The organism is Staphylococcus sp. acrmy, from assembly GCF_022690565.1.
GTDB classification, from domain to species: Bacteria; Bacillota; Bacilli; order Staphylococcales; family Staphylococcaceae; genus Staphylococcus; species Staphylococcus caledonicus.
Genome location: NZ_JALCVE010000004.1, coordinates 202,829 through 227,984, shown reverse-complemented (window position 1 = coordinate 227,984; position 25,156 = coordinate 202,829). Strand labels below are relative to the sequence as shown.

The 25,156-nt window shown below is 33.6% G+C and carries 21 protein-coding genes and 2 pseudogenes; 2 read left to right on the top strand and 21 right to left on the bottom strand.

All coding sequences use genetic code 11. The annotated features are described in order from the left end of the window. Positions 1–37: 37 nt before the first annotated feature. From FH144_RS06165 to FH144_RS06140, 6 genes are all read right to left on the bottom strand, one after another. Positions 38–1,003, bottom strand: coding sequence for a FecCD family ABC transporter permease (locus FH144_RS06165; protein ID WP_198612155.1), 966 nt, complete (start codon positions 1,001–1,003; stop codon positions 38–40). Continuing rightward, positions 1,000–2,031 carry a FecCD family ABC transporter permease gene (locus FH144_RS06160; RefSeq protein WP_242314411.1) on the bottom strand — a complete coding sequence of 344 codons (1,032 nt, stop codon included), beginning with the start codon at positions 2,029–2,031 and terminating at the stop codon, positions 1,000–1,002. The genes FH144_RS06165 and FH144_RS06160 overlap by 4 nt, the downstream gene beginning before the upstream one ends. Before the next feature lie 12 nt (positions 2,032–2,043). Continuing rightward, positions 2,044–3,042, bottom strand: coding sequence for an ABC transporter substrate-binding protein (locus FH144_RS06155; protein ID WP_107508396.1), 999 nt, complete (start codon positions 3,040–3,042; stop codon positions 2,044–2,046). A gap of 234 nt (positions 3,043–3,276) precedes the next feature. Then, positions 3,277–4,341 carry an alanine racemase gene (locus tag FH144_RS06150; RefSeq protein ID WP_242314409.1) on the bottom strand — a complete coding sequence of 355 codons (1,065 nt, stop codon included), beginning with the start codon at positions 4,339–4,341 and terminating at the stop codon, positions 3,277–3,279. Beyond that, complete coding sequence (locus tag FH144_RS06145) at positions 4,342–6,102, bottom strand: IucA/IucC family protein (protein WP_242314407.1); 1,761 nt, start codon at positions 6,100–6,102, stop codon at positions 4,342–4,344. 3 nt (positions 6,103–6,105) lie between these two features. Then, positions 6,106–7,275, bottom strand: coding sequence for an MFS transporter (locus FH144_RS06140; RefSeq protein WP_242314405.1), 1,170 nt, complete (start codon positions 7,273–7,275; stop codon positions 6,106–6,108). A gap of 102 nt (positions 7,276–7,377) precedes the next feature. On the opposite strand from FH144_RS06140, the gene FH144_RS06135 reads away from it, so the two are divergent. Then, positions 7,378–9,333 carry an IucA/IucC family protein gene (locus tag FH144_RS06135; RefSeq protein WP_242314403.1) on the top strand — a complete coding sequence of 652 codons (1,956 nt, stop codon included), beginning with the start codon at positions 7,378–7,380 and terminating at the stop codon, positions 9,331–9,333. Positions 9,334–9,446: 113 nt separating this feature from the next. Here the strand turns inward: FH144_RS06135 and FH144_RS06130 are convergent, their stop codons facing one another. The 6 genes and pseudogenes from FH144_RS06130 to FH144_RS06105 all read right to left on the bottom strand — a co-directional run bounded on the left by FH144_RS06130 (position 9,447) and on the right by FH144_RS06105 (position 14,863). After that, entirely contained in the window at positions 9,447–9,977 is a 531-nt protein-coding gene (locus FH144_RS06130) for an Asp23/Gls24 family envelope stress response protein (protein ID WP_242314400.1), read from the bottom strand. A 66-nt stretch (positions 9,978–10,043) separates the two neighbouring features. Beyond that, positions 10,044–10,283 carry a DUF2273 domain-containing protein gene (locus FH144_RS06125; protein WP_103166903.1) on the bottom strand — a complete coding sequence of 80 codons (240 nt, stop codon included), beginning with the start codon at positions 10,281–10,283 and terminating at the stop codon, positions 10,044–10,046. Between the two features lie 12 nt (positions 10,284–10,295). Further along, entirely contained in the window at positions 10,296–10,832 is a 537-nt protein-coding gene (gene amaP / locus FH144_RS06120) for an alkaline shock response membrane anchor protein AmaP (RefSeq protein ID WP_107508391.1), read from the bottom strand. A 181-nt stretch (positions 10,833–11,013) separates the two neighbouring features. Next, positions 11,014–12,573, bottom strand: coding sequence for a BCCT family transporter (locus FH144_RS06115; protein ID WP_242314399.1), 1,560 nt, complete (start codon positions 12,571–12,573; stop codon positions 11,014–11,016). 143 nt (positions 12,574–12,716) lie between these two features. Further along, positions 12,717–13,727: pseudogene (locus FH144_RS06110) on the bottom strand (zinc-binding alcohol dehydrogenase family protein). Positions 13,728–13,858: 131 nt separating this feature from the next. Next, entirely contained in the window at positions 13,859–14,863 is a 1,005-nt protein-coding gene (locus FH144_RS06105) for an NADP-dependent oxidoreductase (RefSeq protein ID WP_107508388.1), read from the bottom strand. Positions 14,864–14,994: 131 nt separating this feature from the next. Here FH144_RS06105 and FH144_RS06100 point away from each other — a divergent pair. After that, positions 14,995–15,995, top strand: a pseudogene (locus tag FH144_RS06100) (LLM class flavin-dependent oxidoreductase). Between the two features lie 172 nt (positions 15,996–16,167). Here FH144_RS06100 and FH144_RS06095 read toward each other — a convergent pair. From FH144_RS06095 to FH144_RS06055, 9 genes are all read right to left on the bottom strand, one after another. After that, positions 16,168–17,022, bottom strand: coding sequence for an alpha/beta hydrolase (locus FH144_RS06095; RefSeq protein WP_242314397.1), 855 nt, complete (start codon positions 17,020–17,022; stop codon positions 16,168–16,170). Positions 17,023–17,500: 478 nt separating this feature from the next. Then, positions 17,501–18,913 (bottom strand): 6-phospho-beta-galactosidase, encoded by a 1,413-nt coding sequence (gene lacG / locus FH144_RS06090; protein ID WP_242314438.1) that lies wholly within the window; start codon positions 18,911–18,913, stop codon positions 17,501–17,503. Positions 18,914–18,929: 16 nt separating this feature from the next. After that, entirely contained in the window at positions 18,930–20,678 is a 1,749-nt protein-coding gene (locus FH144_RS06085) for a lactose-specific PTS transporter subunit EIIC (RefSeq protein WP_242314395.1), read from the bottom strand. Positions 20,679–20,683: 5 nt separating this feature from the next. Further along, positions 20,684–20,998: a PTS lactose transporter subunit IIA gene (gene lacF, locus FH144_RS06080; protein ID WP_107508664.1), complete on the bottom strand. Its 315-nt coding sequence runs from the start codon at positions 20,996–20,998 to the stop codon at positions 20,684–20,686. 22 nt (positions 20,999–21,020) lie between these two features. After that, entirely contained in the window at positions 21,021–21,998 is a 978-nt protein-coding gene (gene lacD, locus FH144_RS06075) for a tagatose-bisphosphate aldolase (RefSeq protein ID WP_242314392.1), read from the bottom strand. A 3-nt stretch (positions 21,999–22,001) separates the two neighbouring features. After that, complete coding sequence (locus FH144_RS06070; protein WP_107508665.1) at positions 22,002–22,934, bottom strand: tagatose-6-phosphate kinase; 933 nt, start codon at positions 22,932–22,934, stop codon at positions 22,002–22,004. 13 nt (positions 22,935–22,947) lie between these two features. Next, positions 22,948–23,463, bottom strand: a complete 516-nt coding sequence (gene lacB / locus FH144_RS06065) for a galactose-6-phosphate isomerase subunit LacB (protein WP_242314390.1) — start codon at positions 23,461–23,463, stop codon at positions 22,948–22,950. 15 nt (positions 23,464–23,478) lie between these two features. Next, a complete protein-coding gene (lacA, locus tag FH144_RS06060) occupies positions 23,479–23,907 on the bottom strand; it encodes a galactose-6-phosphate isomerase subunit LacA (RefSeq protein ID WP_242314383.1) in 429 nt (142 codons plus the stop codon). A gap of 246 nt (positions 23,908–24,153) precedes the next feature. Beyond that, the gene (locus FH144_RS06055) at positions 24,154–24,909 is read right to left on the bottom strand and encodes a DeoR/GlpR family DNA-binding transcription regulator (protein ID WP_107506613.1); all 756 of its coding nucleotides are present in this window, start codon (positions 24,907–24,909) and stop codon (positions 24,154–24,156) included. Between the last annotated feature and the right edge of the window lie 247 nt (positions 24,910–25,156).

Sequence of the window (25,156 nt, the reverse complement as noted above, 5' to 3'; positions counted from 1 at the left end):
AATGATAAAATATGAGAAATTAGCTTTTAACTATCTATTATATTCTACGTAGTAAGAACAAGAAGTAAGGAACGCCGATGATAGCTATAATGACGCCTACAGGCACATCTAATGGTGGATGTATCCCTCTTGCAAGTCCATCACTTACTAGAATTAGTATCGATCCAATTAATCCGGACATAATTACCACATGAATATAACGTTGACCTACTATAGTACGCGCAATATGAGGTGCAATAAGTCCTAAAAAACTAATGCCACCCACTACTGAAATGGATGCACCAGCTAACATTACTGATAAGATTAATAGAATCATTTTAAGTCGTTGGACTTTAGCACCTAGCGCTATGGCTATACTATCGCCCAAATTCAAGATATCTAGTTGATAACTTAAAGCTATCACTAGTGGTAACGTAATAATGAACCACGGTAAGATTGAATAAAAATTCTCAATCGTATGACCGTATAAACTACCTGTTAACCACACTAATGCATTATTAGCATCCATCGGGTTACGTATTAATAAGAATTGAACAATTGCGCTACAAATTGCCCCTATTGCCAATCCTATTAATGCTAAGGTAGAGCCTTTGACATTAAATTTTGAAATTAGAAAAGATAAAATCAAACTAATAATAAGAGCCCCAATAAACGAAGCAATTGGTAATACAATTAAAGGTGCAGTAGGAAATACCATAATCACGATGACGGCCGCTAGACTAGCACCTTTTGTAATCCCTATAACGTCTGGTGAGGCTAAAGGATTTCTTACAACTCCCTGTATAACTGCTCCGGCAATAGCTAAACTACTTCCAACTATTAAGCCTAATAACGTTCTAGGAAGACGATATTCATTGATTATAAAATCATCTAATTTAATAACACTTTTAAGCGCATGTAGAGGGTTGAACATTGTAGATCCCACGCACAAACTTATAAAAATACTTATAATTAAGCATAAAATAACTATGGAGTAACGAATCGATAGTTTACGTTTAGTCATATTCGTTTCACTCCTTTAAGCGTAATCATTAGGAAATAAATTGCTCCTACAAATGATGTAACTATACCTACAGGTGATTCGTATGGGAATGTAATTAGCCGACTAAGTGTATCAGATAGTAATAATAAATCTGCACCAATTACAAAAGTTAATGGCACCATAATAAAGTAATCTTTGCTAACGTAACGTTTAACTATATGAGGAACAATTAAACCTACAAATCCAATTGGGCCTACTATCGATACGGAAGCACCAGCTAACACAATAACTAATAAACCGATTATAATACGTAGCAATTGCGTTTTTTGGCCTAACCCTTTTGCTATATCGTCACCTAATTCCATAATAGTTAACTGGCGACCCAATAATAATGTAATTATCACTGCAAGTATAAGCCATGGCATAATCGTTAACACTGCTTCCCATTTTAGACCATTTAACGATCCTACCAACCAAAACATCACAGTTGTATTGGAATCTTCATTTAAAAGGATAATACCTTGAGTTAAACTGCTGAAAAATAAATGAATTGCCATGCCGGCTAGGGCTAATTTAACAGGGGTAATTTTTTGAGTTGAACCTGACAATACATAAACCGTCAATCCACCAATAAATGCCCCGATAAATGCAAGATATGTCGCATAATTTCCAAGAGCTGGAATTAACACCGTTACTAACACAATTACAAAAGATGCTCCTGCATTAACGCCAAAAATTTGCGGTGATGCTAATGGGTTTCTTGTAATAGCTTGCATCAATAACCCAGCTAGCGCTAATGATCCACCTATAATTAGACCGCCAATCATTCTTGGCATTCTCACATTATGAATTAAAAATGTTTGTTTTGTTTCAGTAGAAGTAAAAAAATATTTAAAGATATCATGAGTATGAACTTCGGAAGAACCAATCGCTAAATTAAAATATGCAAAAATAAAAAGAAAGCACACACTCACGATAAACGTGAGTGTAGTGCGTCTCTTATTTGCTCTTTCAATTTCTGATTGACTATTATTTAACTTCATAGTCATTGAGCATCCACCTTACTTACTTGAATCTTTTTTAGAAAGTTCAACAATTTCTTTAGCCATTTCTTCTGATGAAATTAAGCCACGTGCACGTGCCCATGTATCACGGTCTACCACTTCTACTTTATTATCTTTAACAGCGTCTAACTTTTTCCATACTGGGTCTTTTTTCAATTCTTGATATGATGGTTCATCTGAACTAGCACCATTTGTCATAATAAACATGCGGCCTGGATCAACATCCGCTAATGTCTCAGCGTTTAATTGTAGGTAAGGCCCTTTCAAGTATTTACTTAAGCCTTTAGTAACGTCTTTAGTTAACGCTTCTTTAAAACCAAGTTCACTTAGTAATTGTCCAACATATGATTCTCTTGGGTGTGCGAGTAAACCAGATTTAGACGCAACAGCTGGTAACACTTTTTCATTTTTATCAAATTGAATTTGATCTTTGTATTCTGCGATTTTTTTATCATGTTGTTCTAAACGTTTTTTACCTTCATCTTCTTTATTTAAAGCTTTAGCTACTACTTTGAATGCTTCAATATTTTGTTTATAGTCCCCATCAAAGCTTTTCAACTCAATAGTAGGAGCAATCTTACTTAATTCTTTATAAATGTTTTTATGTCTATTACTATCAGCAATAATTAAATCAGGTTTCAATTTACTGATTTCTTCTAAATTAGGTTGTTTACGTGCCCCTACTGATGTATAGTCACCAATTTTATCTCTTAAAGGTTTAATAATACGTTCTTTTTTATTATCATCAGCAATACCTACTGGTTTAATATTTAAAGCTGCTAAGGCATCTACAAATGAAAATTCTAATGCCACTACACGTTTAGCATCTTTAGGTACTTTGGTAGTGCCTAATTCATGCTTTACTTCAATCGTGTCTTTTGAAGATGACTTACTATTAGAATCTTTTGAGCCATTATTGCTTACGTTACCACAAGCAGACACTAATACTAAAACAGCTAATAATGCTATAACTCCTAAAATCTTAAAGCCTTTCATGACTTCCACTCCTTAATATGTATAAGTTTACACTTCATAGTGTATTGATAACGATTATCAATGTCAATATAATTTGAATAATTTTTTAAATTTTTTATAAAAAAGTTCCTTAATTTAAATTCTAGTTGGGATAAAACACGTTTAGGATAATTAAAAAAACCATTAATCCGATTTTAAATCTAAATTAATGGCTTTTAGTATATTTACATATTTTCAATTGTGCAAAGCATTTTATTATGCTTTATGAGGTACAAGCGCAGAGGCGTCGATATGTTTAATCAAAGACTCAATCATCTTATCCTTTTTATATCGTTTAGATAAACGTTGTTGGTACATAACTTGGGATAATGCCTCATATTCCAAACTAAATTGCATAGTATCACCAACTTGATAGAAATCTTGGTTATCTAAATCCACCATGAGATGATCACTTGTTGCCCCTATTATCTTCACTTTGTCATTGATTGGAATAATCTTCTCAATATAGATGTCTATATAACCAATGTCTAAGATAGCTTGTAGATAACATTGATTTGTGCCTATTACTCTAGGTTTTATTTCAATAATTTCCGCTTCCAACGTTATGGCATCTTGGTAAAGTCGAGGCATAGGTTGAAGAGTGGTTGTATCAATACCTCTAAACAACGTTTCTCCTATTCTCAACTCATTAATACGTCCTAAGTCGTTATACATTAACTGAGGAAGCATACTAGAATTACCGCCAGAAATCATTTTCAATCTAAAGCCCAATTCATTTTCAATAGCGCCAACAAATTGATTCATAGCATAAATATCATCTTCGGTCGGTGCCATTGATTTAAAGCACATGAAATTAAACGCAACGCCCACTAATTGAATGTGTTTCATCGCTATAATTTCTCGTATATATTCAAGGACGTCATACGTTAAGATACCTTCACGTCCGTCCTTCCAATCAATCATTAACATGACTTGATGCTTGTCATTCAAACGCGAGGCCATCTCATTTAATTGTCTAATCGTTTCAATTTCAGTTTGCATACTTATTTTAACTGTTTGGATTAACTCTTCATATTGGCCCTTGGCTGTTGGTCTTAGTAATAAATAATTAATTTTTTCGCTTGTATTAGAATTTATGTTTTCCAATCTTGAATCAGCAAAATGATTAAACCCTAATTGGATTAATGTTTCAATAATTTGAGTATCTCCGGCTACACATTTAACGACGGGTGTTAATTGAATATCTTGTTCTTCTAATAAACTGCGTAGCATTTCAGCATTATATGCAATTTTCGATAAGTTTATATCAATATGTGCCATTTAATTCACCTCTGTATTTATCGGATTATCTAAATCTATGTTCACATACTTTTTAACTTTATTTTCTATACGCATACGTAATAACGCTTTGACCGTAATTTTAGGTCCAAATAATACTTTTTTAAGAACTGTTGCGTGAGGTTTATTATCATTAATGGCATGCGCTATCTCTGTTTGAACAATATCAAACAATTCTTCTTCCTCAATATTTTCATATTTGGAAAAGTGGAAGATTAATTCCGCCAGTTGATTTTGAACCACTGCATGTTGGAATTTAGTGATGACTTCTTCAATTGAATTAGCTATCAAACTATCATTCGTTATTTCAATATCTTTCAATGATTGCGATAGCGTATTTAAATCAATACGTGAACCTCCAAGATCTCTAACTACAAATTGCATTTGATAATGTGGACCTAAGTTTACAATGGTATTTTGCATATGAGCTTCTAATGCAATTCCATAATCTTGAATTAACGTTATTAAAGGTTTAACAAGTTGACGTGTATACGTCTGAATAAATAAGTGGATACTCTTCTTATCCACTACACCTTTAACCCATTCGATATAACTATCAACTGTCACGTTATCATCTATAGGATTGCGATTCACTAAAGCGCCTGTAACAATAGTCGCTCCATTATTAGCGATATAAGGTGCTTCTCGTATAATACACGCTAATTGACGAGCGTCATCATTCCCTGTATCCGCATAGATACCATATGGCTCAATTGCCACACTTAATTGCGGATACTGATTAAGCACATTTTGTAACGATAAACTTAATTTAGGGCCGTCTACAGTAGTAACACTAGAAACCGTTCTAACTGCGCTAGTTGCTTGTACATTAACAGGCAATTTAACGTGAAACGGGCGACCGATAAGAGACATAGTTCTAAATGATAGCGTAGCTTTTGATTTCACTTCAAAAGGCGTTGTTATAAGTGTTTGAGTCTCAATCCACTTTTCGAACTTATCATAAATTATATTTTCATATTGCCAAGGATGAACAAGTAACACTTGATAATCTTCTAATGATAAGTGCAACGACTGCGCAAATTTTCTTATTTTTGCACGATATTCTGGTATAACCTTATGTAAAATAAATTGTGTGTCGCCATCAATAGTAGTTACCCTAGCGTATTTTTTATGTAATAAAACAATTTTAAGGGGAATCATTTTCTCAAATTCAGGAGAATATGCTTTTACCTCCTCCATTGTTAACGGCAATTTAGTCTTAGTAAGTGGGTGTGTAGGATGGCCTTCAATAACTAAGCTTTCTGAATACAGTAAATCATCAGTTTCATCTGAATCACTAATATGCTGTAACCATGCAAAGAAATTTAAGGTCATTGGCATACGTGAAAATTGCATACTAGCTTGAATATTATGTTTACGACTACTAAACAACTTATATATTTCTACAAAACTATCACGACTATGTAGTAATTCATTATTTAACTGCGCACTAATCTCTATATCAAAATGTTGAAATAAAATATCGATTAAGTTTTCTAATGATGTCACTTCAGTTTTACGTTTACCGCAGCTATATATAACAGGCCCTTCAAATTCATATCTACTCATCATACTTGAACGTTTAAAGTGAGTGATAAGTAGACATCCATGCAATTGAATTTCAAGTGTATGATCTTGTGAAGTGATTATTGTATTCTCAGACCAAACTTTTTCCTTAGTTAAGGCGTTTAACACTCGATATTGCATATTTTTATCTGCTAATTGCCAATCATTTTGACTCATTTTTTACTCCTCCACTTTACTAGTTCGTTGCATTAAGTATACTGTTAAGGCTACTAATGTTGTAAATAATCCCATTACTAAAAATGTTTCTAACACACCTATAAGTTGCGCTAATGCTGTCATAAGTAGACTTCCTAATGGAATCATACCTCTATCCATCATAATGACACTTAATAATTTCCCTCTATTTTCAGGAGAAACATGTTCTTGGAAATAAATGCGATTAGATGTACGTGCCCATTGGCTAAATAATCCCACTAAGGACATACTCATAAACATTAAAACTACGTTATGCATAACTACGCCTAATAATGCTATGCCGAAAAGACATGAACTTAAATAATACATATGCACAGTACTTATTTTATTCAAAATCATAGGTAATAGGATCGTCGCAATGATACCACCTATTGCACAAAAGGTCATAGACATTCCAAAAATCTCAGATTGACCTGGAAAGACATGATGAACTAATACAGGTATAAGCGTCGTATATGAGAATCCTGTGGCCATGATGATTAAAGAAGTTATAAAAATTTTCGATGCTTGCGCATTATTTTTAAAGTAACTCCAAACAAATTTTAAAGACAGTTCTTTTTTATTAGTGATTCCTTCATTATCATTTTTAAAATGAAGCGGTAAACAAAACAGAACAGCTACAAAGTAACATACACTTTGTGCTAAAAATGTTGATGGTGCATGATACGCTGCTAAGATGACCCCTGCAATAGCTGGCCCTATTGATCTACATATATTGATAATAAATGAATGATAAGAAACAGCTTGGCTAGTACTCAACCGTTTAGATAAATCAGGTAATAGTGCCTGTCTAACTGGTGTTTCAACAGCGTTTAACATCCCTCTTAAAGTAGCATAAATTAATATCACTATTATAGAAACATGGGCGATAGTATAGGTGCAAATGCATAATAGAGCGGTAACCAAGAATGAAGAAGAAATTGTAATTCTAAGTAATTTACCTCTATCATATTTGTCAGCAATTGAACCAGCCCACACACTTAGTAGCAAAATCGGTACGAGTCGGCAAAAATTTACTAATCCTAAATAAACTGCGTTATGATAACTTGTAAGTACATACCAGTTCAAACCAATTTGTCCTATCCAATTTCCTAGAAATAGCAAAAAGGAACTGGAGAAGAAAATTTTTGCCACTGTAGCTCACCTACTCCTTTATTATTGATAATGAATATCATTATCGATATTATGGATTATACAAATCATTTAGATTTTTGTAAAATAATTTTGAGGTGTTTTATGGATAAATCAATCACTATAGATCATTTAAATATACAACTTAAACAAGAAGAATACGAGGCGTATTCTTTTTTACATCAAGAATATCCGCACTTAGTAATTGCTTTTGAAGAAAATTTACTACTTGGACGAGATAAAATTTCTCAAAGGTTAATCACTTCTTTATATCGTGAAAATTTAGTTGATGCGAAAGACAATAGTCAAATACTTACATCTTCTGAACTAGAAGATATCTTCGCAGACAAACATTCTCATGTGCTATGTATACATTTTCCAAAGGCAAATAGATATTTATATGCGCAAATCGAAGGATTTCATGCGTTTGGGCGTGTAGATGTCGTGGGTCCTTTCTTCTATACTACGTCTAAAGAAGATAAAGATTATACACGAATCATGCACCCTAATGAGGTATTAGCGTTAATATTGATAGAAGCTCCGAATTTAGATAATGAAGCTAGCCAACAATTTAAAGATGATTTAGAAAATAGTGTCGTTAATATGACGTTAGCGTTGACACATCAGGCTTATACCATGAGAAATACTACTCAAACCTTATGGGAGATTATAAGTAACAATAAAGATAGTTATTTACGATCAGAACAAGCAGTTATTGAAGGACATCCGCTTCACCCTGGCGCCAAACTACGTAAGGGTCTTAGCGCTCAAGATAATATTCATTATAGTTCCGAATACGGTGAAGAAATTAAATTGAAATGTGTTTTAACGCATCATAATGTAGCACGGACTCAGTCATTACATAATAATTACAACGAAGACTTAAACAAACAATTTCCAGAGTTATATAAGAAAATTCAAGATGAACTGGCTGAAGATATTAATTTAGATGATTATCATCTTATGATTATTCACCCTTGGCAATATGAGAATATCTTACTGACTCAATATAATCAGGAAATTCAATCACAATTAATCATTCCTTTAAAAGTTGAACTATCCTATTATGCGGGGCTGTCGTTTAGAACTTTAATGCCAAAATATCCGTCCTTATCTCCACATATAAAATTATCGACCAACGTTCATATTACTGGAGAAATTAGGACACTTTCTGAGCAAACGACCCATAATGGTCCTTTAGTCACTCGTATTTTAAATGACATCTTAACTAGCGATAATGATTTCCGACCATTTAAAATAGGTATTATGGAAGAATTGGCAGGTAGTCATTTTTATAATGCCCAAGATACTGAAGCTATTCAAACTGATCGTAGTGAACAAGTGGGTACCCTTTTCAGAGAAAATATTTATACGCTTATAGACCCACAAACAATACCTATGATTCCCTCAAGTTTAGTTGCGACATATAAATATAATAAGGAAGCGCCGATTATAAGTCTTATGCACCTGTATCGACAAAATACAAAAGAAGACCAATCATTTAATACAGCGGCAAGAGCCTGGATTACGTCTTATGCGACGCACTTATTAGGTATCGTTATTCCACTATACGTTAAATATGGTATAGCGTTAGAAGCACACTTACAGAATTCAATCGCTACGTTTAATAACGATGGTTCTTTAAATAAGATATATATCCGTGATTTTGAAGGTTTGCGAATTAAGGAACAACAACTCAATTCTTGTGGTTATAGTACTGAGGATTTTCATGAAAAATCTCGAATATTAACTGATTCTCAAACAACAGTCTTTAATAAGGTATTTTATTCTACTGTGCAAAATCATTTAGGTGAATTGATTCTAACAATAGCTAACTACGTTAATGACGATGATTTTGAAAACCTAGTTTGGCAAGAAATTAGTGATATTATTAAAGATATTCTTGCAAATCTAAATAATGTCGATTCAACGCGAGTATCACATATACAATCTATTCTATTTGCTCCAGAGATTGACTATAAATGTGTAACGACGATGCGCTTAGAAGATGAAGCGCATCACTATAGCTACATTAAAGTAGATAACCCGCTTCATAAATAGTACTCTATATAAAGCTTGAACTGGTGATTTCTCATCAGTTCAAGCTTTATTTTAAAAGAACAAAAAACCTTAGAATGTCTATACATCCTAAGGTTAAAACTACAACATACTTATTATTGTAAGCCTGATCTTTCAGTGTTGTTATTGTTGTTGTTATTATTTTTTTCGTTTTTTTGTTGCCATTCTTTTTTAGTCATTACGTCGTCAACTTGCATGTTAACTTCAACAACTTGTAAACCAGTAATATATTTAACTTGTTCTTTAACTAATTCAGTTACTTTACGGAAGATTTTAGGAGCTGATTCACCGTATTCTAAGATTACTTTTAAATCTACAGCAGCTTGTTTTTCTCCAACTTCAACAGAAACACCTTGTGTTACGTTGTTATTATTGCTTGAGAATGCATTAGTGAAACTATCAGCGAAGCCGCCTTTCATGTCTAAGATACCTTTAACTTCGCGAGCTGCGATACCAGCGATTTTTTCTACAACTTCATCAGAGAAAGTTAATTTGTTTTCAAATTGTTGTTCTTCTTTTTGTTCTCTGTATTGTTCATGTTGTTTTTGTTGTTCTTCTCTTTCTTTTTCGTTAACTCCAGTTTGGTTGTTATATGCGTGTTTAGCTTTATTGTTATCTACTGTCATGATAAAGTCTCCTTTATAAATAAATTATAATTTTGAAATTTAATTTTAAGTCTTAAATATCCTAACCTAACTCCATCTATTTAAGAAATTCATAAAGTCTTGTGTACGGTCTTTAATATACCCCACACCAATTCCAATTAAACACAATACAATAATTAAAATTGTTTTCCAGAATCCTAAAGTTAGGAATAAAATTGCTATAATTAAGAATGCGAAGAAACCAATGATACGCCATTTATAAGACTTGATGAAATCAATAATTTGTTGACTAGCATCTTGTCCATTTTGATTATTATTATCAGCCATGTTATCCCTCCCTTATAGGACGCGTTGTCCAGAAGTTTTTTGATCTCGCACATTAACTTCAAGTTTTCTTACTGGAATTTCAGTAAAGTGCTCTACATTATGTTTAAGATCTGCTCTAATGCTTTCAGTTAATGATTTAACTTGAATATCATTTGGTACTAAGAAATCAGCTTTAATATCGATATAAGACTTGTTCTTCTTATTGAAAAGCTTAGTAACCACATTCGGTTGTCTTACTTGATCATATTTAGTTAATGTATCATAAGCTGATTTTTCAATTGCTTTACGTGATACATAAATATGGCCATCATCATAATCTTTATATAAACCTGGTTTTCTATATGTTGGTTTAAAGATGCTGAATACTAATATTAAACCGATTAATATGAGTAGAGCAGCCAAACCAATTAATAGTGGTTGGAACCAGTTGAATTGTAGGAAGTAGTCTTGATATTTAGAAATTCGACTATCCTTTATGTACATAAACAACAGGAACCCAACAATAGCAACTATTAATAGGCCGAGGACAAAGTTTTTTAATCTTTTCACCTTGTCATGCACCTCCTTAGGTATTGTTGAATTATTATAATTATAGAAACCAGTACCCTTTTAATGTTTTTACAAAACATTAATTTAAAATTATTTAATTAAATTCCTAAAAAATCATTAAAGTTTACTTTCTAAAATAAATATTCCCAAATTTAGCACAATAGAAACATAAATTTTATTATTATTTTTCCTCTACTTTATCTTTTGAACTTTTATATTGTAATACGTTTTTCCCCATTGTAAGCTTATTCGAATGCTTTGGATGATCTATCGCTAATGATTTAAAGAGCGACCAAATCATCATAATAATTACAATTGAAAATGGCAAAGCAGCTATAATAAGTAGATTTTGGATGGCTTGTGTACCACCTGTATAAATCATAATGATAGCAAATAGTGCTAGTATAATACCCCAACTTACTTTTACGAATGAAGCAGGATTAATATCACCTCGGCAACTTAACATACCTAATACATAAGTCGCTGAATCGGCTGATGTAACAAAGAAGATCATGATTACGACGAGTGTCACTAAACTTAAGACAAATCCTAATGGGAAATGTTCTAAGGTCGCAAACGTCGCTGTCTCTGTTGCTTCTTTCGCTATATTTGCAATACCTTTATCTTGTAAATACACCGCTGACGCGCCAAACACTGCGAAGAAGAAAAAGCATACAAGTGCTGGCACAAATAATACGCCTAAGATAAATTCTTTAATTGTTCTTCCTCTTGATACACGGGCAATAAAGATACCGACGAATGGTGCCCAAGATACCCACCATGCCCAATAGAAAATAGTCCAATTTTGTAGCCATTTAAACTTCTCGCCACCGTTCATTGGAATACGTAAACTCATATTAAAGAAATTAAAAATGTAGTTACCTAGACCGTTCGTAAAGGTGTTTAAAATATATAATGTAGGACCTACAATAAATAATCCTAATAATACGATAAAGGCTAATAACATATTGATATTACTTAATGTTTTAATCCCTTTATCGATACCAGACCATGCTGACCATGTAAATAATGCCGTAGCAATCACGATTAGAATGACTTGTGTTCCAAAGTTATTCGGTACGTTAAATAGGAAGTTGAGCCCTTCGTTAATTTGTAATGCTCCGAAGCCTAAAGTAGCGGCTACCCCTGTAACCGTTGCGATAACGGCTAACACGTCTATTGCCCCACCAATAGGACCTTTCATAGATTTTTCACCAAAAATAGGAACTAACGTAGCACTTACTAATCCTGGATATTTTTTATGGAAACTGAAATAAGCAAATACTAACGCTACAATTCCATATACCGCCCAAGCATGCACACCCCAGTGGAAGAATGCGAATTGAAACGCATCATTAATTGCTGATTGTGTTCCTGCTTTATGTATAGGTGTTAACGTAAACGCATGACTAACTGGTTCAGCAGTTGTCCAAAAGACTAACCCGATTCCCATACCTGCGCTAAATAACATCGCAAACCATGAGGGTAAAGAAAACTCAGGATCTTCTCCCTCTTCACCAAGCGTAATTGACGCATATCTTGAAAATAATAGATATACACATACAAAGAATATAAGTAATACAAGTAACAAATAATACCATGAGAAATTCATAGCTATAAATGAAGTAATGTTTTGAGTAACAGTTTCTAATTGTTTCGGAAATATAGCGCCGTAAAGTACGAATAAAGTACAAATCGTTAACGCTGTCCAAAACACTGCACTAATAGATTTATTTCGCATCTAATTCTCCTTTTCTGTGTTGCAGTTTATTGCCAATCCCCCAATTACGAAAAAAATGATGTTTATATTATTACCTATTTGAATAATAATAAACGCCATTTTATAAATAAGTTAACTTTATTTAAATACTAATTAATTTTTTCTCAGTCCAAGTTAATGACCAATTTACCAATCATCGTATTAGATTCTAATAATTGATGTGCCTCATATAGACTTTCCGGTGTTAAACCATTAACGATTTTAGTAGTGGTAGGTTGATAGATGCCTTGTTCTACCTTTTCAGAAATGTCTTTTAAATATTCATGATGTTTCACCATATCATGCGTCTGATTTAATGGTCTTGTAAACATAAATTCATGCGTAAAACTGATACTCTTTGGTTTTAAGGCATTCAAATCTTGATTCTCTTGAAAAGCTACAATCGTTGCAATATGACCACGAGGTTTCACTAGTTCAATCATCGTGTCATAATACATATCCGTATTGAATGTGCAGAAGACATAGTCAGCGCCTTCAATGTGATGTGCTTCAAACTGTTGTTTTAAATCTTCTTTATGATTCAGCACAATATCGGCGCCCATTTGTTTAGACCAGTCTACTGTTTCTGAACGTGAGGCAGTAGTGATTACCGTTAATCAATATGCTTTAGCAATTTGAGTTGCGATACTGCCAACGCCACCAGCACCATTAATAATGAGTAACGTTTTGCCGGCATTATCTTCAGGTCGAGTTGAAATACCAAAGACATCAAACAACGTTTCTGAAGCAGTTAAACCTGTTAGCGGAAGACTTGCAGCTTGTTCAGCTTTCAAATTAGACAGTGCTTTTGCTACGAGACGCTCGTCAATAAGTTGAGACGTCGCGTTTGAGCCATATTGATTAGGAGATCCGGAATAAAATACGATATCTCCTTCTTTAAACATTTCAACTTCTGGCCCTACCGCTTCAACTTTACCGACACTGTCAAACCCTAACACTCTAGGAGCGTTGTCAACGGCTGTAATTCGTTGTTTCGTATCTACAGGGTTAACACTTATACTTTGTACATTAATCAATAATTCTCGCTTTGTAGGTTGTTCAAGTTCTAAATCATATGTTTGAAAAAGATTACCTTCTTCTAATTTAAAGGGTTGTTCAAATCCAATTGCTTTCATAATTTATGGCCACCTTTAACTTTTACTTTTTGAAAATGAGGCAAGCATTGGCCGTAATAGATTTACTTAACTTATCTACCAACTTCTAGCCAACCTCACCTCATTAAGATTTTTGTCACTAAATTATTACCTTAGTCCTCTGAAACTTTAACGACTTGTTTACCAAAATTATCTCCAGTAAACAAGTTACGGAATGCTTGTGGTAATTTATCGAAACCTTCTTCGATAGACACTTTTGTTTTTATTTTACCTTCTTTAACCCATTGTGCAAGGTCTTTGCCGGCATTTTCAAAATCATCAGCAAACTCGGCCACAAGGAAACCTCGCATCATGGCTTGTTTCTTAATTAAAGTACTTTGAATACGTGGGCCTTGGTCATCTTCAGGATGGTTATAATTTGAAATTGTTCCGCAAACTGGGATACGCGCATGACGATTTAAGTGTTTAAACACTTCATCACCAATTTCGCCGCCTACATTTTCATAATAAACATCTACACCATTAGGCACTGCTTCCGCAAGTGCTTCGGCAAAATTATCTTTCTTATAATCAACGCCAGCGTCAAAGCCTAATTCATCAGTAAGATAATTCACTTTCTTATCTCCACCAGCGATACCGACTACATTCGCACCTTTAAGTTTAGCAATTTGGCCTACAACTGCACCTACTGCACCAGAAGCAGCTGATACTACAACGGTTTCTCCTTCTTGAGGGCGACCAATATCAAGTAAACCATGATAGGCCGTTTGTCCTGTTAAACCTAATGTGCCTAAATAAAGATGTAATGGTACATCTGTGCTCGCTACTTTATCAACTTCTTCTTCATTCACTGTATTAACACGTTTCCAAGGTAGACGTCCTAAGACAATATCTCCTTCTTGAAATTGAGATGATTTCGACTGAACGATTTTACCAACAATATGACTTTCTATTGGCTTACCTATTTCAAATGGTTCGACATACGAATCTGCTTGTGACATTCTTCCACGCATATATGGATCTACTGAAATATAAATAGACTCTACTTGGACTTCTTTATCTTGAGGTTCTTTTAATTCTGTTTCTTCATATTGAAAAGTATCATCTTCGGGCATACCTTCTGGATATTGCGTAAGTAACACTTGTTCATTCTTCATTATTAATAACCCCTTTCGATATTTACTACAAGTATAGTACCCTAAACAATTTAATCGCAATCAACCTGCTTTCCACCTATAATTACAATTAATCAGATACTACATATAAATTTTCAAGGAGGTCATTTACGATGAAGTTAAGTCTTCTAGATTACGTTCCTATCTTTGAAGGACACTCTGCACAAGAAGCCTTTAATCATAGTGTAGAACTTGCTCAAACTGCAGAACAATTAGGTTACGAGCGTTATTGGGTAGCTGAACACCATCATGTTCCTTCTGTCGCTTCAAGTGTGCCCGAAATGGTAATGATGGTGTTATTAGAACAAACTTCGTCTATACGTATTGGAAGTGGCGGCGTTATGTTACCGCACTATAGCGCATATAAAGTGGCTGAACAATTTAAAATCATGGAAGCACGTCATCCTCATCGCATAGATATGGCAATAGGTCGTTCACCTAGCTTTAAAAATGTAAACGAAGCACTTAATGAATTTAAAACACAACAAGCTGATCTAGACCAACAAATTGACGACTTAAACAAATATTTTACAGATGATACTCAATCACCTCATCGGTTTATGTCATTGACTGCGACACCGTTTATTCAAAGTGCTCCCTTAATGTATGTTTTAGGAATGAGTGAACATAGCGCCGAGTTAGCTGCACAAAAAGGTCTACCTTTTGTAGTAGCCCGTATGGGACAAGCACCCACTCAACTCAATAAAGTCATTCAACACTACCGTCGTCGTTTTGAAGACTATCATCCATCTAATGTTGCTCAACAGCCTATGTCATTATGGCTACATTTGTAGTTACTGCTGACCATGAAGAAATGGTTGATAATTTGCTTGATGCGCTACATTTATGGTTGATGCGTATTAATTACTTAAAGCAACCTCAAAATTATCCTTCTATTGAAACAGCACAACAACGTCGCTATAGCCAAAGAGAATTAGAGAAAATTACCAAAGATAAAAAACGTATTATTAGCGGCCTGCCAGATGATGTCGCTTAACATTTATCTACTTTACAAAAAGACTATGACGTTGATGAAATTATGATATTACCTCACGTATTTGGAGAAGAAAATCGTTTAAATTTAATTAAGTTAGTTGCTAATGCCATCCATTAAAAAAGAGCGGAGACAAAATAATTGGCTTCCAAAAAATTTGTCTTCGCTCCCTTGAATTTTGTTAATTAGTCATATTTTCTACTAAGAACCATGAGTACAGAGAAAAATAAATCCTTTTTTACAACATAAATGCCTTAATGTTCTACTCTTTTATAAATTTAAAAAAGCTAGTTTATTTATTCCATAAGAAGTTGATTATTTCATTTGCCACTTCTTTATTTTCATGTAGTTGACTATGTTGAGCTGACTTTCCAGTATATTTTGATTCTTTATATGAAGCTGGACTATTTCCTAGTAAATATTTAAGCGAACGTGCTGAGCTCATTGAAACCCTACCGTCAGAATGAGTGCCATCTTGCAAATCTCCATAAATATTTAATACATCGATATGTTTGTCTTTATAAACATTCTTTAATCCCAATAATTCTTTATAGTTATCATTCATTTTGCTAGGCTTACCATTTTTATCAACGCTAATTTCATTTACTTTTTCATTAAGATTAAGAATACCGTTATATGTGCCGGCTATATTTACTTCTTTTTGAAGTTGTGGCAATTGTTTATTATCCCCAAAGTTTTTCATAAAATAAGCAAATGACAGATTTCCCATTGAGTGCGCTACAAAATTATATTTCGTAATATTGTATTTTGTCTTCAACTGCAATAATACATTGCGAATATTAGTCGAATTTTGATCAACATTTCCATTTTTATTATCTTCAAATACAATTTTTACAATAGGATGCGTCGCATTTTGAGGGATATCTCCTTTAAAACTAATCTTGCCAAGTGAAGAGACTTTCGCAGTTACAATCGTATTCGTGACTCCTTTTTTCTTCGCTTGATTAACCATAAATTTTTCAGAGTTTTCCGTACCTCCATAGCCATGCATAAATAGTGTAGCTATTCTATCATTCTCATTTATTGCCTGAGATTTTGTAGTATTGGGCGCACTTTGACATCCCGTCAGTGCCACTAACATGATACATACAATCGTAATTATCCCAAATAATTTTCTACTAACCATAATTCGCTACCCCATTAATTAAGTTTTCTCTTATTATAAACCAAAAGTATTATGACCAACATGAAAAATTTAAATAGATAAATCTGTATTGTATGATTACTAGAAAAACCAAAAGACGTTTGGAAGTAAATATTTTGGACTAATAAAAAATTAGTAATTTCTAGTGAAATAAAACAAAATTGCTATTTCTTTGCTTTTATAAAAATCACACTAAGATATTTTATTAATTTAAATATTCAAATGTAAAATTACGCAAAACTGACGTAGTATTGTTGGCGAGACTCCTAGGGGAAAAGGGGTAGGCTAAGACCATGGCTTAGCCTACCCCCAGGAACACGAGCCAAACAATACGTAGTATTGATTAATAATTGAACCATACAAGCGATTATATTTTGGCACTATGTTCCATCCGGATTTTACCAATACACAAAAAACCTAGGACACTTGTAATAAATGTCCTAGGTCCTTCTAAAAATAATTATTTAATTTCTTTAGATTCTGCTAATTCTTTATACCAATGCGCACTTTTCTTAGGATAGCGTTCTTGAGTGTCAAAGTCGACATAGAATAGGCCGTAACGTTTTTCATAGCCATTAGACCATGAGAATACGTCCATTAATGACCAAATAAAATAACCTTTAACATTAGCACCATCACGAATGGCATCTGAAATCACTTCAAGATGTTTTTTAACATAATCAATACGTGCATCATCATCTACTGTTTTACGTTCTTCATCAAATTCGTCTTTATAACCAAGACCATTCTCAGTAACATAAATTTTATGATAATTAGGATACTCTTTTACTACACGCATAATTTGATCATATAAACCTTGAGGGTAAATCATCCAGTCCCAATCAGTACGTGGTACGTCTACATCAAATTCATGTTGTCCTACGCCTTTAAGTTGATACTTAGAACCACCTTTATCGCCAGTGGCATTATGAGTAATTTCAGATTCGCCCTCATAGCCTCTCATCCAGTCACTCATATAATAGTTAATACCTAAGAAATCATTTAAATCTTTAGCGGCATTTAAAATAATATAATCATCTTCTGGAATATCTAATTTTCCACCATTAACAGATAAAATGTGTTGAACGCCTTCCATTGTTTCACGAGAATATTTACCAAGATATGTAGCATCTAAGATAAATTTATTGTGAATAATATCTTCAAGTTCTGCTGCTCTAACATCTTCTGGATTTGATGGATCATAAGGATATTTAGTTGGTAATGCATGTACAACACCGATTTCACCACTGTATCCATTATCTTTAAATAATTTTACAGCTTTAGCATGTGCTACCATCATATTATGATGAGATTGGAACACTTTAGCGAAATCATATTTTATTCCAGGAGGGAACTTACCTACTAAGTATTGTCCATCTCCAATCGGACCAATTTCATTAAATGTCGTCCAATAATTAACCTCTGAAAATTCTTCAAAACAGAAGCTTGCATATTCTACAAAGTGATCAATTGTTGTACGATTTAAGAAATCACCATTACTATGCAGATTTTCTGGTGTATCGAAGTGATGTAATGTAACAAAAGGTTCAACGTGACGTTTATGATACTCTTTGAAAAGATTGTGATAGAATTCTACGCCTTTTGGATTCACTTCGCCAAAACCATCTGGAAAAATTCTTGACCAAGCAATAGAGATACGGATACCATTTACTCCATATTCTTCACTTAGTTTTAAGTCTACAGGATATCGATTATAGAAATCACTCGCTGGTTCAGCTGTATACCAATAATTTTCTTCTAGATAAGTGTCCCATGCTACACGACCTTTTCCATCTTTTTGAGTCGCACCTTCCGCTTGATACGCTGCTGTCGCACCACCGAAAATAAAATCTTCTGGTAATTTTTTCATTATACTTTTCTCTCCTAAATTATTTTTCAAATTGTTGTTGAACGAAGTCTAATGCTGCTTTGCCATCACGTGTTAAGTTAATATATTCAACACCTTGTGTTTTAGCTAATTTAATACCTAAACGATCTGTATCTTGCTTAATATCTTCGTAGTTTGAAGCTACTTGTGGCGCTAAAATAATTAAGTGATAATCTTTCATAATATCCATATGCGCACCATATCCACCTGCTGCCGCTTTAACTGGTACATCGTATTCTGATGCTGCTTTATTAAGTGCATTTGCTAGTAATCCACTTGTACCACCACCAGCACAAAGTACTAAGACGTTTGTTTCTTCAGTAATATGGTTGCTTGATGCTTGTTCTTGTTGTTTAGTATCATCTGATGCAGTATCATTAGTTGCTTCTTTAGCACCCGCTGAAGCTAAGATTGCATCTGCTTTTTGTGTATTGAAGTTGGCTGATACTTTATCTTGTAATTCAGTGTTAGCTTCTTTGTTACCTAATTCTTCTTCTAAAATTTGTTCGTCATATACTTTCACGAATGGATAATAAATAATAACATCGACGACTATTAATACAATCGCTAATACAAATGACCAGAATGCGAGTCCAGTACCCATCACGATACCTAATGGACCTGGAGTCGTCCATGGTAAGAAGATACTAAAACTATTCATACCGAGTACGTCTACGAAGAATTTAAAAATCCATACGTTAACGATTGGCGCTAAAATGAACGGAATAAAGAACACTGGGTTTAAGACTAATGGTGCACCGAATAAAATTGGCTCGTTTACACCGAAGAATGTTTGTACAACTGATGCTCTACCAATTGCTTTATTACGTTTTGATTTAGTTAACCACATGAACATAAATGGTACGACTAATGTTGCACCAGTACCACTCATAGTAACAACGAACATTTGAGTACCTGGAGTGATAACTTTATCAGCATGTTCACCCGCTTGAATTAAGTGTAAGTTTGTTTCTAAGTTAGCGTAAGTAATCGCTGCGATAGCTGGTTCTACGATGGATGGACCATGGATACCTACGAACCAGAAGAACGCAAAGGCACCAAAGATAATTGTTACACCAATCCAACCGTCTGCTGCAGTAAATAATGGTTCGAATAATTTCAATACTGCATTAGCAACGTTTGTATTTACTAAAGCATGAGAAAGTAAATCTAATCCATATAAAATTAAAATTGCTGCAGATAACGGGAAGATATCTTTAAATACTTGTGAAATATTTGGTGGAACTTCTTTAGGCATTTTGATTGTAATATCACGTTTAATAAAGAAGTTATAAACGATTACAGTCACAAATGCAGATAAGAATGCTGTTAATAAACCTTTAGTTCCTAGGAAGGCACTCAAAAATCCTCCCTCTTTAACTGGGTCAGCAGCTAAGAATAAGAACCCAGCCATTGCAGCCATCATTGTTGAAATAAAGTTAATTTGGTTTGTTTTGTCTAACTTCCGATTGAATGAATCGGTCAACGACTTGGCTGTAGTACCGGCAACGATCAAACCAACAATTCCCATCGTGTAATTGTATGGTTTCATCAATATACCTTCCATTGTTTTACTCCATGTAAATCCGAAAACGTTTGGCACATAAGTGATTAAAATAAATATACTTGAGAACAAGATGATTGGAATTGCTGCAATAAATCCATCACGAATTGCTCTTAAATAAATATTACGCGATATCTTTTCGAAGAACGGCTTCCCTTTTTCAATCCATTCAATTAACTTATTCATAGGTGTCAACTTCCTCTTCTATATAATTCTATTAAATGCTTCATTAAGTCTTTTAATAATAATGTTGTCATTAAATGGTCTTGACCATGCATCATTGTTACACTGTATGCAATATCATCGCCTTGTGCTTCTTTTGCCAATAAGCTTGTTTGCGCTTTATGCGCATTCGCAATACATTCATTTGCTTCTTCAGTAAGTTGTTCTGCTTTATCTAACTCACCATCTTTAGCAGCAGTTAATGCTTCTAATAATTTAGAACGTGCATCTCCTGCATAAGCTACAATTTCAAATCCAAGTAATTGAACTTCTTCTCTATTCATAACAGAGTCCTCCTCTTATAATTTATCTAGACTGCCAAGAAGTAGCAGTAGTTGTAAGCACTTTGTTTAATTCATCGATATTTTTAAAGCCTTCTTGGTGTAACCAATCACGTGCAGCTTCTTCACCTTGCTCAATATAAACTTTTACTGCACCAGACCATGTAGCACGGCCACAAAGTACACCGTTAAATTTAGCGCCAGCATCATGAGCAAATTTTAAAGTTTCTTGGAATAATTTTGCTGTTACACCAGCACTTAAGTAGATGTATGGTAAATGTGTTGCAGCATCTTGATCGCGGAAGTGTTGTGCCGCTTCTTCTTTACTGTATACAACTTCACCATCTGTAAAGCCTTCTACAAAATTCATGTTAACTGGTACTTCTACTTTAAGTACGTCAACATTAAATCTTTCTTTAGAGAATAATTTCATCGCTTCATTTACTTTATGAGGTTTTACTTTCGCAAATTCAGCGCTCTTATTATCAGGAATGTTATCATCGTAAGTTAAAACTTCTAAGAAGAATGGAATATCTTCCGCTACACATTCAGAACCAATTCTTTCAATGTACGCTTGTTTTTGAACATTGATTTCTTCAGCATCATCAACATCGTAATAAAGTAAGAATTTAACCGCATTTGCGCCTTGTTCTTTTAAGCGTTTAGCAGACCACTCAACTAAACAGTCTGGTAAACGTCCTTTTGTATTTACGTCATAGCCTGTTTTTTCATAAGCAAGTAATAAACCACAATCTTTATTACGTGCGTCAGAAGCAGGTAAACCATACTCAGGGTCTAATAAAATTGATGAAGCATATTGAGTTAGTTCTTCAGAAACTAATACTTTTAACTTTTCAATTTGTTCTACAGTTGGCTCTTCTGTTTGATGTTCAGCCATCATTCTTTTTAATGCACCACGTTGGTCGAATGCTAATGCTGAAATAATGCCATCCTTATTACTTAATTGATTTATTGATGCTACTTTTTGTTGTGATCTTGTCATGTTTTACACCTCTATAACTTCAATTTTTTGGAAAATTTCGTCAAATTTATTTACATTAATATGACCAGTTTGGCTCTCCATTGCATTAAGCATGCCAAACGTATTAGCTTTTCTTAATAAATCCTTATCAGAATCGTGATGTACCAATCCTGATGTAATACCCGCTACAGTTGAATCTCCAGAGCCTACAGGATTAACTACTTCAATACTAGGAATATTCACTTTATAATATGTCTCATTATGTTTAGCGAACGCACCATCGCCACCTAATGAAACGATAATCCATTCTATTCCTTCAAAAATAGGTTGATTAACCGCTTCTTTTAAACTTTCAATTTCTGGTGTTACTTTCGTTTGAAGTAATTGAGAAAGTTCATCGATATTAGGTTTAATAACAGTCGGTTTTGTTTCACTTAATAAGACATCCATGAGCGATTGACCAGAACTATCTAACACTGTTGGAATGTGTTTATCATTCGCTAATTGAATAATCTTTGCATAATAGTCTGTGTTTAATCCTTTTGGTAAACTACCTGACATAGCGATGGCTTGAACGTCTTTGAATAACTTGTTTAAATGAATTTCGAAGTTATGTGCTTCATCTTCTGAAATTGTTGGCCCTTGTTCCAAGATTTCAGTTTGTTGACCTTCATGTAGTACGGCTATACAGTTTCTTGTTTCACCTTCAATTTTGAAGAATGAATGTTGAATATTAGTGTTATCTAGCTGTTGCTCGATAAATTCACCTAATTTTCCACCTAAGAAACCACTAGCTACCACATCTTCGCCAAACTCTGCTAGCACACGTGTAACGTTTAAACCTTTACCGCCGGCAGTTTTACTCGTATTGGTTACTCTGTTAACCGTATCTAGTTTGAGATTATCTAACTGATAAGAAATATCTATAGACGGATTTAAAGTTAATGTTAGAATCATTGTTGAGCCACCCTTAGTCGTGATATTCACCTTTGTCCCATTTTTCTAAGAATTCATCAAAGAAATGTGGATCTGCTTGTTTATCATTGTGTGCTTCTAAATGTTCGATTTTAGCGATTAACTTTTTATTTTCTTCAGTTGGTTTATATTCAGCTTTAATAAATGCATCAACAATATCGAAGAGTAATAACTTACCGATAGTTGCTCCACCAAAGCTAACCACATTCGCATTTAATTCTTCTTTAGAATATAACGCTGAAGTCATATCTCTTACTAAAGCAGTTCTAACACCAGGTACTTTATTAGCAGCGTTACTAATACCTACGCCAGTACCACAAATACAAACACCTAAGTCTGCTTCACCACTAGTAACTGTTTCGCCTACTTTTTTACCAAAAATAGGATAGTGTGTACGTGTGAAGTCGTAAGTTCCTACGTCTATTACTTCATATCCTTCTTCTTTTAAATGTTTAGAAAGTTCCATTTTTACGTCAGTAACAATATGGTCACAACCAATTGCAATTTTCATTATTTATTCCTCCAATTAACACATTTTATTTAACATATCTACGCGAACTTGGTGGCGTCCACCATCGTAATGACCATTCACAAATTCTTTTGTTACATTTTTAGCTAATATGTCTCCTACGATTTCTGAACCCATAGTAATCATACGTGCATTATTATGACCACGTGTCATGTATGCTGAGCGTTCATCTGAAACTTCAGCAGCAATCATACCTTTTACTTTTGTAGCAACCATGAAACTACCAGCACCATATGCATCAATAGCGATGCCTAAGTTTTCATCATTTTTTTGTACTTCATTAACGACAGCTAAAGTTGAATCAACAAAATCTAATTCTTTACCTTCAGTTACGTCTAGTACATCGTGATTACTTTCTTTTAAAAAGGCTTTAACAACATCTTTGAGTCGTTTGCCAGCTTCATCTGAACCAATAATAATTGTCATAGTCATTCTCCTTTTTAGTTGGACGATTTTCACATATATTTCTTTTATATGGAAAAGCGCTTTCAAATCTTTACGCTTAAATTATAAACATAAACAAACAAATAATCAACATTAAATGTTTGAAAGTTGTTTGATAATTAGTTGTTTTAAACAAAATAATAAGATATTATGTTTAATTAAACTTTTATAAACTAAAAAAATCTCGAAATTGTTTATTTTCAAACAATCTCGAGATTCATCTATTATTTAATATATTACTTCTGTATGTAATTTTAATTTCTGCATATTCTCTTCTTCATTATTGTCGATAATAACCGCAGTTAAATCGTCTAACTTACATAGTTGGGTAAAGTCTTCTTTGCCAATTTTCGAATCATCTATTAATAAGTAAGTTTCAACAGAGCGTTCTAATGCAAGTTGTTGGGTATACGCTTCATCAATCGTTGAAGTTAATACATCAGCTTCTTTAACTCCGTTACAGCTAAAGAACATCTTACTAAAATGTTTCGTTTTAAGTAATGCATTCGCCATTTCCCCGACAAATGATTCTGTGAGTTCTCTCATTTCTCCACCTAATAGATATACTTTAAAGTCTAGTGATCTTTTCTCAAATAATATTTTAAATACTGGGAAACAGTTGGTAATAATCGTTAGCGATTTGTAGTCTATGAGTTCTGCCAAACATTCAATTGTTGTACCTGGTCCCAGAAAGAGAGTATCTCCTTCTTCGATTAGATTCACTGCTTTACGAGCAACAAGTCGTTTTTCTTCGATGTTATGGGTGTGTTTTTCTTGATGTGATTTCTCTTTAAATTGAAATACTGAGTTACTTCTAGCTCCTCCATGTATCTTAGTGAGTAAACCTTTTTCTTCTAACTCCGCTAAATCACGTCGCACTGTCATATCGGACACATTTAATTCTTCAACGATTTGATTCGTCCTCACCGTGCCTTTTTGGTTTACGAGTTTGATAATTTCATCCAAACGATCATATTTATTCACTTCAATTGTCACTCCCCTCATCTATAATCATTAATTTATTTGTTGAAAATGTCTTCGAAACTTTAATATCTCAGTTCCTAAATTTTTACGCACATATCAATTTTATACTATTAAACGATTGAACTCTAATAATTTATTAAAATAATGATATAAAGCAAGCCTAAATTGCTTATATTTTATATGAAAATCTAGTAAAAATGCTTCAATATATGTTGTAATGGAAATATACGTATAACATAGATACAAT

Excerpts from the sequence above, each read along its gene's own strand:
- FH144_RS06165 (WP_198612155.1), bottom strand. The coding sequence starts at position 1,003 with ATGACTAAACGTAAACTATCGATTCGTTACTCCATAGTTATTTTATGC.
- FH144_RS06160 (WP_242314411.1), bottom strand. The coding sequence starts at position 2,031 with ATGACTATGAAGTTAAATAATAGTCAATCAGAAATTGAAAGAGCAAAT.
- FH144_RS06155 (WP_107508396.1), bottom strand. The coding sequence starts at position 3,042 with ATGAAAGGCTTTAAGATTTTAGGAGTTATAGCATTATTAGCTGTTTTA.
- FH144_RS06150 (WP_242314409.1), bottom strand. The coding sequence starts at position 4,341 with ATGGCACATATTGATATAAACTTATCGAAAATTGCATATAATGCTGAA.
- FH144_RS06145 (WP_242314407.1), bottom strand. The coding sequence starts at position 6,102 with ATGAGTCAAAATGATTGGCAATTAGCAGATAAAAATATGCAATATCGA.
- FH144_RS06135 (WP_242314403.1), top strand. The coding sequence starts at position 7,378 with ATGGATAAATCAATCACTATAGATCATTTAAATATACAACTTAAACAA.
- FH144_RS06130 (WP_242314400.1), bottom strand. The coding sequence starts at position 9,977 with ATGACAGTAGATAACAATAAAGCTAAACACGCATATAACAACCAAACT.
- FH144_RS06125 (WP_103166903.1), bottom strand. The coding sequence starts at position 10,283 with ATGGCTGATAATAATAATCAAAATGGACAAGATGCTAGTCAACAAATT.
- FH144_RS06115 (WP_242314399.1), bottom strand. The coding sequence starts at position 12,573 with ATGCGAAATAAATCTATTAGTGCAGTGTTTTGGACAGCGTTAACGATT.
- FH144_RS06105 (WP_107508388.1), bottom strand. The coding sequence starts at position 14,863 with ATGAAGAATGAACAAGTGTTACTTACGCAATATCCAGAAGGTATGCCC.
- FH144_RS06095 (WP_242314397.1), bottom strand. The coding sequence starts at position 17,022 with ATGGTTAGTAGAAAATTATTTGGGATAATTACGATTGTATGTATCATG.
- FH144_RS06085 (WP_242314395.1), bottom strand. The coding sequence starts at position 20,678 with ATGAATAAGTTAATTGAATGGATTGAAAAAGGGAAGCCGTTCTTCGAA.
- lacF (WP_107508664.1), bottom strand. The coding sequence starts at position 20,998 with ATGAATAGAGAAGAAGTTCAATTACTTGGATTTGAAATTGTAGCTTAT.
- lacD (WP_242314392.1), bottom strand. The coding sequence starts at position 21,998 with ATGACAAGATCACAACAAAAAGTAGCATCAATAAATCAATTAAGTAAT.
- FH144_RS06070 (WP_107508665.1), bottom strand. The coding sequence starts at position 22,934 with ATGATTCTAACATTAACTTTAAATCCGTCTATAGATATTTCTTATCAG.
- lacB (WP_242314390.1), bottom strand. The coding sequence starts at position 23,463 with ATGAAAATTGCAATTGGTTGTGACCATATTGTTACTGACGTAAAAATG.
- lacA (WP_242314383.1), bottom strand. The coding sequence starts at position 23,907 with ATGACAATTATTATTGGTTCAGATGAAGCTGGCAAACGACTCAAAGAT.